The sequence below is a fragment of the Nocardioides sp. S5-5 genome, from assembly GCF_054954065.1.
Map to the genome: position 1 here is coordinate 2,311,153 of NZ_CP199913.1, position 12,646 is coordinate 2,323,798.

Here is a 12,646-nt window from a genome sequence, read left to right on the forward strand (position 1 = left end):
ACAACGACCGTTCGCTTGCCCGAGACCTTCGAAGTGGCGCCCGTGAACGACCTCGTCGGGGCGCCTATGTCGACGGACCGGCCTGGCGAGCGTTGACTCCGGACCAGCAGTACGCCGTGCGGTGCCGCGCGGCGTACCAGCAGGCGAACACAGGGGTCGTGCTCAGCCACGTCTCTGCGTTGCCGTTTCACGACGGCCCGCTGTGGGGCTTCGACCTCTCGGACGTGCATCTGACGCGCGCGGACGGGTTCTCCGGGCGGCGTGAGGCCGGCGTGAGGCGTCACTGCGGACTCCTCGAGGAGGGTGACGTGGTCGAGACCAACGGCATCTTGATCACCTCGGCGGCCCGCTCGGTTCTCGAGGCATGCCTCGTGGGCTCGGTGGAGTCGGGCGTGGTTGTTGCCAACCACCTACTCCACAGCGGAGCTGTCACGGCCGGCCAACTGCGCGCACGCTACGAGCGCTCGATGGACCATTGGCCCGACTCGCTCGGAACCGAACTGGTCCTGCGCTTGGCAGACCCGCGATTGGAATCGGTCGGAGAGTCCCGGCTGTTCTATCTGTTCTTCCGACGGCACCTCCCGCTGCCCGTGCCTCAGTACGAGGTGTACGACGGCGACGTGTTGGTGGCACGTCTCGACTTCGCCTTGCCCGATCTCGGCGTCTGGATCGAGTTCGACGGGCGGGTGAAGTACGAGCGGCATCTCCGCTCCGGAGAGTCGACGGTGGACGCGGTGTTGCGCGAGAAGCGCCGCGAGGAGGTCGTGGCGGAGCTGACCGGCTGGCGGTGCCTGCGAGTCACGTGGGCCGATCTTGCTGATCCGGCTGCCTTGGAGCGCCGCATCCGGCGGTTGATCGACGCGTGTCGAACCGCTGGCCGCCCTGGGCGGTACTCGGCCTGACAGGCGAGCGGGCGACTTCCTGACCACTACAGGCACTTCCTGACCGTTGCAGCAGTCAGGAAGTGCAGGGATACCCGCTGGAGCGGGTATCCCTGCAGACGGCCTCAGCTGAAGTCGGCCGACGCCTTCTTGGCCATCTCCAGGAACGACCGCCGTCCCTCGAGGTTCTCCTCCAGCTCACGGACCTTCTTCTCGTCCCCACGCGAGCGGGCGGCGTCGAGCTTGGCCTCGGTCTCGGCGATGGCGGCCTCGAGCTTGGAGACCATGTCGTCGGCGCGGGCCGACTTCTCGGGGTCGGTACGACGCCACTGGTCGTCCTCGGCGCGGCGCAGGACCTGCTCGACGGCGCGCATCCGGCCCTCGAGGTCCTTGATCCGGTCACGGGGCACCTTGCCGGCCTCGTCCCACTTGTCGGCGACGACGCGGAAGGCCGTCTTCGCGGCGGCGAGGTCTCCGGACGACTCCAGGGCGGCGGCGATGGCCTCGGCCTCGACCAGCAGCCCCTCCTTGACGACGGCGTTCGCGGCGAACTCCGTGTCGAGGGCGGCGTTGGCGGCGTCGCGGGCACCGAAGAAGGTGTCCTGGGCGCCGCGGAAGCGACGCCAGAGCTCGTCGTCGACGGCCTTGGGGGCCGGGCCCGCGGCCTTCCAGTCGCGCATCAGGTCGCGGTAGCGGCCGGAGGTCGGACCCCACTCGGTCGAGGAGGACAGCGCCTCGGCCTCGACGACCAGGCGCTCCTTGACGACCCGCGCGCCCTCGCGCTTCTCGTCCTGCTCGGCGAAGTGCGACTTGCGCGCCTTGGTGTACGCCGAGCGCGCGGAGGAGAACCGGCGCCACAGCTCGTCGTCGGCGGCCTTGTCGATGCGGGGGAGCTTCTTCCACTCCTCGAGGAGCTCGCGCAGCCGGTTGGCGCCGTTGCGCCAGTCGCGCCCGCCGGCGATCTTCTCGGCCTCACCGGCGAGGCGTTCCTTCTCGGCGCGCGCGTCGGCGACCCGCTGGGCCTTGGCGGCGCGGCGGGCGTCGCGCTGGGTGGCGATGACCGGGCCGAGCTCGTCGAGCTTGCGCACCAGGGCGGCGATGTCTCCGACCGCGTGGACGTCGACGAGCTGCTCGCGCACGAGCTTGACCGACGCTGTCGCCTCCTCGGGCGAGAGCACGCCGGTCAGCACCCGTTGGTGGAGCAGGTCCACCTCGAGCGAGAGGTTGTCGTACCGCTTGGTGTAGAAGGCCAGGGCCTCCTCGGGTGTCGCGTCGGGCATCTGCCCGACCGCCCGCTCGCCATCGGTCGTCTTCACGTAGACGGTGCCGTCGTCGTCGACGCGGCCCCAGTCGGAGGTAGTCACAGTGGCCCATGCTAATCAAAGCCCCAGCCCTCGATAGGCTGGCCCGGTGCTGATCGCCGCTTTCCCTGCCGGACCGTGGGGTACCAACTGCTATGTCGCGGCCACGGCACCCGGTGCCGAGTGCGTGGTCGTCGACCCCGGCAAGGATGCCGCGGCCGGTGTCGCCGAGGTCGTCCGCGAGCACCGGCTCAAGCCCGTGGCCGTGCTGCTGACCCATGGTCACATCGACCACATGTGGTCGGTGACCCCCGTCGCCGGCGCGTACGACGCCACCGCGTGGATCCACCCGCACGACCGACACCTGCTCGCCGACCCGATGGCCGGCATCTCACGCGAGTCGGCCGGGATGCTGCTCGGGGGCGACTACGAGTTCACCGAGCCCGACGACGTGGCCGAGCTCGCCGACGGCGCCAGCCTGGAGCTGGCCGGCCTGAGGTTCCTCGTCGACCACACGCCCGGCCACACCGAGGGCTCGGTCACCTTCCGTACGCCGTGGGATCAGGGGCCGGACATCTCCGAGGTGATGTTCTCCGGGGACCTGCTCTTCCAGGGCTCGATCGGCCGCACCGACCTGCCCGGGGGCGACCACGCGAAGATGCTCGCCTCGCTGAGCGCCAAGGTGCTGCCGCTGGCCGACGACGTCGCCGTGCTGCCCGGCCACGGCGAGCAGACCTCGATCGGCCGCGAGCGCGCCACCAACCCGTTCCTGCTCGACCTCCTCGACGCGGGCGCCGCCGGTCGAGCTACCCGAGGACTGTGATCCCTGATGGCCAAGCCGACCCCGCTCAGCGGGTTCCCCGAGCTGCTCCCCGCCCAGCGCTACGTCGAGCAGCAGGTCGTCGCGAGCCTCGCGCGCACCTTCGAGCTGCACGGGTTCGCCAACGTCGAGACCCGGGCCGTCGAGCCGCTCGACCAGCTCCTTCGCAAGGGCGACACCTCGAAGGAGGTCTACGTCCTGCGCCGCCTCCAGGAGGGCGATGAGGGCAAGGACAAGGGGATCGGGCTGCACTTCGACCTGACCGTCCCGTTCGCGCGCTACGTCCTCGAGAACGCCGGCAGGCTGGAGTTCCCGTTCCGCCGCTACCAGATCCAGAAGGTGTGGCGCGGCGAGCGGCCCCAGGAGGGCCGGTTCCGCGAGTTCACCCAGGCCGACATCGACATCGTGGGGCGCGACACGCTGCCCTTCCACCACGACGTCGAGGTCGCCCGGGTGATGCTGGAGGCGCTGGCCGGGCTGACCTTCCTGCCCGGCTTCCGGCTCCAGGCCAACAACCGCAAGCTGATCCAGGGCTTCTACGCCGGCCTCGGGCTCGACGCGAATGCCATCGACGAGGTGATGCGCCTGGTCGACAAGCTCGACAAGCTGGCGCCCGAGAGGGTCCGGGAGCTGCTCCTGGCCGAGGCCGGCGTCAGCGAGGAGCAGGCCGACCAGGCGCTCGCCCTCGCGACGATCCGGACCACCGACGACTCCTTCGTCGACCAGGTCAGGGCCCTCGGCGTCGAGAGCGAGCTGCTCGACGAGGGCCTCGACGAGCTCGCCACGCTGGTCCGGGCCTGCGCCCCGCTCGCCACCGGCCGCACCCGGATCGAGGCCGACCTCTCGATCGCCCGCGGCCTCGACTACTACACCGGCACGGTCTTCGAGACCCGTCTCGACGGCTACGAGTCGCTCGGGTCGATCTGCTCCGGCGGTCGGTACGACGCCCTCGCCTCCGACGGCCGCACGACGTACCCGGGGGTCGGCATCTCGCTCGGCCTGAGCCGGGTGCTGGTGCCGCTCGTGCAGCGCGGCGTGCTCGCCGCCGACCGCTCGGTGCCGAGCGTGGTCCTGGTCGCGGTCACCGCCGAGGAGACCCGCGCCGAGGCCGACGCCGTCGCGAGCGCGCTGCGGGCCCGCGCCATCTCGTGCGAGGTCGCGCCGAGCGCGGCCAGGTTCGGCAAGCAGATCCGCCACGCGGAGCGCCGCGGCATCCCCTACGTCTGGTTCCCGGACCAGGGCGAGGTGAAGGACATCCGCGACGGGAACCAGGTCGCGGCCGATCCCGCGACCTGGCAGCCTCCTACCCACGACCTGCGACCGCAGGTCCTCACCACCGATGAAGAGGAATCCAAGTGACCCGCACCCTCCCGATGAGGACGCACCGTGCCGGCACCCTGCGTGCCGAGCACGTCGGCCAGAACGTCACCCTTGCCGGGTGGGTGGCCAACCGGCGCGATCACGGCGGCGTGGCCTTCATCGACCTGCGCGACGCCAGCGGTGTGGTCCAGGTGGTCATCCGCGACGAGCAGGTGGCCCACAGTCTGCGCGCGGAGTACTGCCTCAAGGTCACCGGCGAGGTCGTCGCGCGCCTCGAGGGCAACACCAACCCGAACCTCCCCACGGGCGCGATCGAGGTCGTCGCGAGCGACGTCGAGGTGCTCAGTGCGGCCGCGCCGCTGCCGTTCCCGATCAGCGACCACGTCGACGTGGGGGAGGAGGTGCGCCTCAAGCACCGCTACCTCGACCTGCGCCGCAGTGCGCCGGGCGACACGATCCGGCTGCGCAGCCGGGTCAACAAGGCCGCCCGCGGCGTGCTCGACGCCCACGACTTCGTGGAGATCGAGACGCCGACGCTGACCCGCAGCACGCCCGAGGGGGCCCGTGACTTCCTGGTCCCGGCCCGCCTGCAGCCCGGCAGCTGGTACGCCCTGCCGCAGAGCCCGCAGCTGTTCAAGCAGCTGCTGATGGTCGCCGGCATGGAGCGCTACTACCAGATCGCGCGCTGCTACCGCGACGAGGACTTCCGCGCCGACCGCCAGCCGGAGTTCACCCAGCTCGACGTCGAGATGAGCTTCGTGACCCAAGACGACGTGATCGCGTTGGGCGAGCAGATCGTCGTCGCGCTGTGGAAGCTGATCGGCTACGACATCCCGCTGCCCCTGCCGCGGATGACCTACGCCGAGGCGATGGCCCGCTACGGCTCCGACAAGCCCGACCTGCGGATGGGCCTGGAGCTGGTGGAGTGCACCGACTACTTCAAGGACACCCCGTTCCGGGTCTTCCAGGCGCCCTACGTCGGCGCCGTGGTGATGCCGGGCGGCGCCAGCCAGCCCCGCAAGCAGCTGGACGCCTGGCAGGAGTGGGCCAAGCAGCGCGGCGCGCGCGGCCTGGCCTACGTCCTGGTCACCGACGACGGCGAGCTCGGCGGCCCGGTCGCCAAGAACCTCTCCGACCAGGAGCGGGCCGGCCTGGCCGCCCATGTCGGCGCCCAGCCGGGCGACTGCGTCTTCTTCGCCGCCGGAGCCGTCAAGAGCAGCCGCGCCCTCCTGGGCGCCGCGCGCCTCGAGATCGGCCGCCGCGGCGGGCTCCTCGACGAGAGCGCGTGGAGCTTCCTGTGGGTCGTCGACGCGCCGCTGTTCGAGCCGGCCGACGAGGCCACCGCGGCCGGTGACGTCGCGGTCGGTGGGGGAGCGTGGACCGCGGTCCACCACGCCTTCACCAGCCCGCAGGACCTCGAGTCCTTCGACACCGACCCCGGCAGCGCGCTGGCGTGGGCCTACGACATCGTGTGCAACGGCAACGAGATCGGCGGCGGGTCGATCCGTATCCACCGCGAGGACATCCAGAAGCGGGTCTTCGAGGTGATGGGGATCGGCGAGGCCGAGGCCGAGGAGAAGTTCGGCTTCCTGCTCGAGGCGTTCAAGTACGGCGCGCCCCCGCACGGCGGCATCGCGTTCGGCTGGGACCGGGTGGTCGCGCTGCTGGCCGGCACGGACTCCATCCGCGACGTGATCGCGTTCCCGAAGACGGGCGGCGGCTACGACCCGCTCACCGCGGCACCGGCGCCGATCACGCCGGAGCAGCGGAAGGAAGCCGGTGTGGACGCCCGTCCGGCGGAGGAAGACAAGGCCTGAGGCCTGTCCGCCGGACGGTTTGCCGGGGGTCGAGACCAAACCGTTACCGCGTCGCTATCGCCTTGACGCACCAGGTGCGCCTAGTGTCGCGGACGGTGCGTGGCCATGGTGGCCCGCGTCGCATCCGTGACTCACGGCGACGAGGTGAAGATGACGATCCCGGGCTCCGAACTGGAGGTCCACGAGACCGACGCCCCGGTCGGGGACGACTCCGTCGTGTCGGTGGCCGGCCGGTCCCCGACGCAGCTGGCCATCGCCCGGTTCCGGGCCGACAAGCTGTCGATGATCTCGTTCTCGGTGACGGTCTTCATCATCCTGTGCGCGATCGCGGCGCCGATCCTGGTGGCCGTGGGCGTCTTGCACCCCAACGAGTTCCACCAGGAGCTGCTCTCCGACGACGGCGTGGCTCCGGCCGGCCGCTTCGGCGGCATCAGCTGGTCCCACCCGTTCGGCGTCGACCCGGGGGCGGGGCGCGACCTGCTCGCCCGGCTGATGCTGGCGATCACCTCGTCGCTGACGATCGCGCTGACCGGCACCATCTTGACCGTGATCATCGGCTCGGTGCTCGGCATCGTCGCCGGCTTCTCGGGCGGCTTCGTCGACGCCGTGATCGGCCGGATCATCGACCTGACGCTGTCGTTCCCGCAGACGCTGATGCTGCTGGCGCTGTCCGGCCCGGTGGTGTTGATGTTCCGCAAGCAGATCGCGGATCTTCCAGGTCTCGGCTTCTTCCACAGCGCGGACCTGTCCAACGGCTTCTACGTGATCCTCATCCTGGCCGTCTTCGGCTGGCCGCCGGTGGCCCGTGTCGTGCGCGGCCAGGTGCTCTCCATCCGTGAGCGCGAGTTCATCGAGGCCGCGCGTCTGCTGGGCGCCTCACGGCGCCGGCTGTACTTCAAGGAGGTGCTGCCCAACGTCTGGGCGCCCGTCCTGGTCTACGTCACGCTGCTCGTGCCGGCCTACATCTCGGCCGAGGCGGCGTTCAACTTCCTCGGGGTCGGCATCAAGCCGCCGACGCCGACGTTGGGCAACATCCTCGGCGACTCGGTCAGCTACACCAGCGCCGACCCGATGTACTTCTTCCTGCCCGGCGCCCTGCTCGCCCTCATCGTCGTGGCGTTCAACCTCGTTGGCGACGGCGCCCGCGATGCGCTCGATCCCAAGTCACATCGATAACACAAGGACCCGGTGCTCCGCCGAACACGGGACCCGGAGCACCGCGGCGTCGGCCGAGCCGGCGTCACTACCGAAAAGGAGATAGTTGGATGGCCTTCAAGAAGCCATTGGCTGCCGTGGCCGCCACGGCGCTCGCGGCGACACTCGCCGCGTGCGGCGGTGGCAGTGACGACGGCGACAACAGCGGGAGCAGTGGAGGCAAGGCCGAGAAGGGTGGCAACGCCATCTTCCTGGTCGGCGTCCGCAACGTCGAGCACTGGGACCCCCAGCGCATGTACATCGGTCGTGACCTCAACAACGCGGGCCGGCTGTTCTACCGCAGCCTGGTGGCGCTGCCCGCCTCCGACGACCCGGTCGAGGGCACCACGCCGATCGCCGACCTCGCGACCGACACCGGCACCACCACCGACGGTGGCAAGTCCTGGAGCTTCACCGTCAGGGACGGCGTGAAGTGGGAGGACGGCAAGGACATCACGTGTGAGGACTTCAAGTACGGCGCGTCGCGCAACTTCGCGACCGACGTGATCATCGGTGGTCCCGCCAACTACCTGTTCACCTACCTGGACATCCCCACCGGCGACGACGAGCTGCCGCAGTACAAGGGCCCGTACACCAAGAAGGGCCAGGACCTCTACGACAAGGCCGTGACCTGCGACGGCAAGACGATCACGTACCGCTTCAAGAAGGCGTGGCCGGACTTCCCGAACTCGATCGCCCAGCTGCGGTACATGGACCCGTACCGCGAGGACCTCGACAAGGGTGACGCGAACAACTTCACGATCATCTCCAACGGTCCCTACAAGCTCGACGGCGCCTGGAAGGAGGGCACCGGCGGCAAGTTCGTCCGCAACGAGAACTGGGACGCGTCGACCGACCCGATCCGCAAGGCCTACCCGGACACCTGGGACTTCCGCGAGGGTGACACCGACGAGGCGATCTACGAGCAGCTGCTCGCCGACTCCGGTGACGCGCAGTACTCCGTGACCGAGCGTCGTCTCCCGCCGGCGCTGTTCAGCCGCAAGGACGAGGCGGGCGACCGCTACACGCACGTCGAGTCGCCGTACGTCGACTACGTGCTGCCGAACTTCAACTCGGAGGTCTTCAAGGACGCCAACTGCCGCGAGGCGCTGAAGCTCGCGACCGACCGCGCCGCCTGGATCAAGGCCGGCGGTGGCCCGGAGTACTTCAAGCAGGCCGACTCGGTCGTCAACCCGGGTGTGCCCGGCTACAAGCCCAACCCGGCGTTCGACGCCATGGGCGAGTCCGGTGACGTCGACGCCGCCAAGGCCGCGCTCGACAAGTGCGCCGCCCCGAAGCCGGTGAAGATCAAGTTCACCTACTCGGGTGGCACGCCCACCTCCGACAAGCAGGCCTCCGCGCTGAAGGCCGGCTGGGACAAGGCCGGCTTCGACACCGAGCTGGACCCGCTGGAGGACACCTACTACTCCGTGATCCAGAAGCCGGACGCCGACTTCGACGTCACCTGGGGCGGCTGGGGCGCTGACTGGGCCTCGGTCGGCACCGTCATCCCGCCGCTGTTCGACAGCCGGATCAACATCACGCCCGACTCGAACGGCAACGACTACGGCAACTACAAGGGTGGCCCGGAGGTCAACCAGCTGATCGACGACGCCTACGCCGAGCCGGACCTCGACGCTGCCGCCACCAAGTGGGCCGCGGTCGACGCCAAGCTGGGTGCGGACGTCGCCTACATCCCGCTGGAGATCACGCTGTTCAACTTCGTGCATGGAGGCAAGATCACCGGTTACGCCAACAACGTCTCGGTGAACGGCTACGCCGACCTCGCCGTGCTCGGCGTGGAGAAGTGATTCTCCGCTAACCACAAGACAGTCGGGGGTCGCCCCCAGGGCGGCCCCCGACTGTCGGTGCCCACCGGCCGTCTCCTCCCACACCGAGGTCCCCTGTGCTCGCGTACGTCATCCGCCGGCTCTTCGCCGGCGTGATCATGCTCATCGTGATGAGCATCGTCACCTTCGCCCTGTTCTTCGCCTCCCCGATCGACGAGGCGTCCTTCATCTGCGGCAAGAACTGCTCGGCCGCGCAGAAGAAGCAGACCTCCGCCGCGATGGGCTACGACGACCCGTTCGCCGAGCAGTGGTGGAAGTTCGCCAAGGGCGTGGTCAACGGCCGCGACTACCCCGACGACCCGAAGCTGCGCGAGACCGCCCCGGACACGATCGTCCACTGCGACGCGCCCTGCCTGGGCTACTCCCGCGAGCGCGGCGACACGGTCACCAACCTGATCAAGGACACCTTCCCGGTCTCCTTCTCCCTCGCGGTCGCCGCCTTCATCTTGTGGATGGTCGGGGGCATCGTCCTCGGCGTCACAGCGGCCCTGAAGAAGGGCACCATCGTCGACCGCGGTCTGGTCGGCCTGTCCCTGATCGCCTACGCCTTCCCGACGTTCTTCGTCGGTCTCGTGCTCTACAAGTTCGTGGCGATCAAGTGGGGGCTCACCGACATCCCGCGCTACACCTCGATCGCCGACGGCGGCGTCGGCGGCTGGCTGTCCAGCCTGACCCTGCCCGCGATCACCCTCGCCGTGTTCTTCATGGCCGCCTACGTCCGGATGACGCGCTCCTACGTGATCGAGTCGTTCCAGGAGGACTACGTGCGCACGGCCCGGTCCAAGGGCCTGCCCGAGCGCACCGTGACCTACAAGCACGCCCTGCGTGCGGCTCTCACCCCGATCGTCACCATGGCGGGCCTCGACTTCGCCGGCCTGATGGGCGGCGCGATCATCACCGAGTCGGTCTTCAACTACCCCGGCATGGGCAAGCTGGCCGTACGCGCGAGCTCGGACTTCGACCTGCCGACCACCGTCGGGCTGGTCCTGCTGCTGGCGAGCTTCGTCATCGTGGCCAACATCATCGTGGACCTGCTGTACGCCGTCATCGACCCGCGCGTGCGGTTGGGCTGAGAGGAGCTCCCCGAATGTCCACCACCTCCCCGTCCGCCTCCATCACGACGGACACGGCCACCGGCCCGCTCCTCTCCGTGCGTGAGCTGCAGGTCCACTTCCCGACCCAGGACGGCCTGGTCAAGGCCGTCAACGGCCTCACCTTCGATCTCGACCGGGGCAAGACGCTCGGCATCGTCGGCGAGTCGGGATCCGGCAAGTCGGTCTCGAGCATGGCGATCATGGGCCTGCACCGCGGCACGAACGCGAGGCTCGACGGCGAGATCGTCCTCGACGGCGTCAACCTCCTCGACATCGGCGCCGAGGAGATGCGCAAGAAGCGCGGACGCGAGGTCTCGATGATCTTCCAGGACCCGCTCTCGGCGATGCACCCCTACTACACGGTCGGCAACCAGATCGGCGAGGCGTACCGGGTCCACCACGACGTGTCCCGCAAGGTGGCCAAGCAGCGCGCGATCGAGATGCTCGACCGGGTCGGCATCCCCAACCCCGACAAGCGCGTCAACGACTACCCGCACCAGTTCTCCGGCGGCATGCGGCAGCGCGCCATGATCGCGATGGGGCTGATCAACGACCCCAACCTGCTCATCGCCGACGAGCCCACCACGGCGCTCGACGTGACGGTCCAGGCCCAGATCCTCGACCTGTTGCAGGACCTGCAGCGCGAGTTCAACTCGGCGGTCATCATCATCACCCACGACCTCGGCGTCGTGGCGGAGATGGCCGACGACGTGCTCGTGATGTACGCCGGCCGGGCGGTCGAGTACGGCCCGTGCAAGGAGATCCTCACCCACCCGGAGATGCCCTACACCTGGGGGCTGCTCTCCAGCGTGCCGGACCTCACCGGTGACACGGACGCGCGGCTGGTCCCGATCCCCGGCAACCCGCCGAGCCTGCTCAACCCGCCCTCCGGCTGCGCCTTCCACCCGCGGTGCCCCCACCGCGACAAGGTGCCCGGCGACCTGTGCCGCACCGAGCTGCCGTTGCTCGTCCCCGGTCAGCGTGGCGCGGCGCACACCAAGCGCTGCCACCTGCCCAACCCCGACGCGATCTACGCGGCCGAGATGCTTCCGGTCATCGCACCGGACCTGGCCGAGGAGCTGTGATGACGAACGAGACGATCACCCCGGGCCACGGCGCGTCGGTCGCGCCCGCTGACGCGAAGCCGATCCTCGAGGTCGACCAGCTGCGGATGTACTTCCCGGTCAAGTCGCCCGGCCTGATCCGCCGTACCGTCGGCCAGGTCCAGGCCGTCGACGGCGTCTCCTTCCAGGTCGCCGAGGCCACCTCGCTCGGCCTGGTCGGCGAGTCGGGCTGCGGCAAGTCGACGACCGGGCGGCTGATCACCCGGCTCTACAAGCCGACCGCGGGCGCGATCCGGTTCGAGGGCCAGGACATCGCGCAGGCGAACGCAGCGGAGCTCAAGCCGCTGCGCCGCGAGATCCAGATGATCTTCCAGGACCCCTACACCTCGCTGAACCCGCGCCAGACGGTCGGCTCGATCGTCGGGGCGCCGCTGGCGATCCACAAGGTCCTGCCCAAGGACAAGGTGCTGCCGCGGGTCCAGGAGCTGCTCGAGATCGTCGGCCTCAACCCGGAGCACTACAACCGCTACCCCCACGAGTTCTCCGGCGGCCAGCGTCAGCGCATCGGCATCGCCCGGGCGCTGACCCTGCAGCCCAAGCTGCTGGTCGCCGACGAGCCGGTCTCGGCGCTGGACGTCTCGATCCAGGCGCAGGTCATCAACCTGCTCCAGGACATCCAGAACGAGTTCGGCGTCGCGTTCCTCTTCATCGCCCACGACCTCGCCATCGTCCGGCACTTCTGCCCGGAGATCGCGGTCATGTACCTCGGCAAGATCGTCGAGATCGGCGACCGCGACTCGATCTACAACAACGCCCACCACCCCTACACCCAGGCACTCCTGTCGGCCGTCCCCGACGTCAAGCAGGCTGCCACGGGGGGCCGCATCGAGCGGATCCGGCTGCAGGGCGACGTACCGAGCCCGATCGACCCGCCCTCGGGCTGCCGGTTCCGCACCCGCTGCCCGATCGCCCAGGAGATCTGCGCCCGGCACGAGCCGCCGCTGCTCCAGATCGGCCGCAAGCACAAGGTGGCCTGCCACTTCCCGGGGCGCCTCGGCCAGGCGCCTCACGAGCCGCTGACCGCCGGCCTGCTCGGCGTCGACGCCGAGGGCCGGCCCGACCCGGGCGCCAGCCCGAGCACGGACCTGGTCGAGCAGCCCGGGTACGCCGACACCTGGTTCGACCTCGACAACAAGTCGATCGGCCGCGCGTAGTCGGCTGTTCATCGAGTAGCCTCGAGCGCTGGCGAGCGGCGTAGCGAGACGCCTCACCAGCGGGCGCTGGCGCTTCCGTAGGCTTCGTACC

The 12,646-nt window shown here is 69.6% G+C and carries 10 protein-coding genes; 9 read left to right on the forward strand and 1 reads right to left on the reverse strand.

All coding sequences use genetic code 11. The features are described 5' to 3' along the window. The first annotated feature begins 158 nt into the window (after positions 1-158). Entirely contained in the window at positions 159-902 is a 744-nt protein-coding gene (locus ACUP6Y_RS10840; RefSeq protein ID WP_462556186.1) for a hypothetical protein, read from the forward strand. Positions 903-1,006: 104 nt separating this feature from the next. Here ACUP6Y_RS10840 and ACUP6Y_RS10845 read toward each other — a convergent pair whose 3' ends face one another. Continuing rightward, positions 1,007-2,245, reverse strand: coding sequence for a DUF349 domain-containing protein (locus ACUP6Y_RS10845; protein ID WP_462556188.1), 1,239 nt, complete (start codon positions 2,243-2,245; stop codon positions 1,007-1,009). 46 nt (positions 2,246-2,291) lie between these two features. On the opposite strand from ACUP6Y_RS10845, the gene ACUP6Y_RS10850 reads away from it, so the two are divergent. The 8 genes from ACUP6Y_RS10850 to ACUP6Y_RS10885 all read left to right on the forward strand — a co-directional run bounded on the left by ACUP6Y_RS10850 (position 2,292) and on the right by ACUP6Y_RS10885 (position 12,555). Next, positions 2,292-3,005: an MBL fold metallo-hydrolase gene (locus ACUP6Y_RS10850; protein ID WP_462556190.1), complete on the forward strand. Its 714-nt coding sequence runs from the start codon at positions 2,292-2,294 to the stop codon at positions 3,003-3,005. Positions 3,006-3,011: 6 nt separating this feature from the next. After that, positions 3,012-4,361 (forward strand): histidine--tRNA ligase, encoded by a 1,350-nt coding sequence (gene hisS / locus ACUP6Y_RS10855; RefSeq protein ID WP_462556192.1) that lies wholly within the window; start codon positions 3,012-3,014, stop codon positions 4,359-4,361. Between the two features lie 14 nt (positions 4,362-4,375). Beyond that, complete coding sequence (aspS, locus tag ACUP6Y_RS10860; RefSeq protein WP_462556705.1) at positions 4,376-6,139, forward strand: aspartate--tRNA ligase; 1,764 nt, start codon at positions 4,376-4,378, stop codon at positions 6,137-6,139. 150 nt (positions 6,140-6,289) lie between these two features. Then, entirely contained in the window at positions 6,290-7,315 is a 1,026-nt protein-coding gene (locus tag ACUP6Y_RS10865) for an ABC transporter permease (RefSeq protein WP_462556194.1), read from the forward strand. Between the two features lie 89 nt (positions 7,316-7,404). After that, positions 7,405-9,144: an ABC transporter substrate-binding protein gene (locus ACUP6Y_RS10870; RefSeq protein WP_462556197.1), complete on the forward strand. Its 1,740-nt coding sequence runs from the start codon at positions 7,405-7,407 to the stop codon at positions 9,142-9,144. A gap of 95 nt (positions 9,145-9,239) precedes the next feature. Then, positions 9,240-10,256 carry an ABC transporter permease gene (locus tag ACUP6Y_RS10875; RefSeq protein WP_462556199.1) on the forward strand — a complete coding sequence of 339 codons (1,017 nt, stop codon included), beginning with the start codon at positions 9,240-9,242 and terminating at the stop codon, positions 10,254-10,256. A 14-nt stretch (positions 10,257-10,270) separates the two neighbouring features. Next, a complete protein-coding gene (locus tag ACUP6Y_RS10880) occupies positions 10,271-11,362 on the forward strand; it encodes an ABC transporter ATP-binding protein (protein WP_462556201.1) in 1,092 nt (363 codons plus the stop codon). Next, positions 11,362-12,555 carry an ABC transporter ATP-binding protein gene (locus ACUP6Y_RS10885; protein WP_462556203.1) on the forward strand — a complete coding sequence of 398 codons (1,194 nt, stop codon included), beginning with the start codon at positions 11,362-11,364 and terminating at the stop codon, positions 12,553-12,555. Before ACUP6Y_RS10880 ends, ACUP6Y_RS10885 begins: the two co-directional genes overlap by 1 nt. Positions 12,556-12,646: the final 91 nt, after the last annotated feature.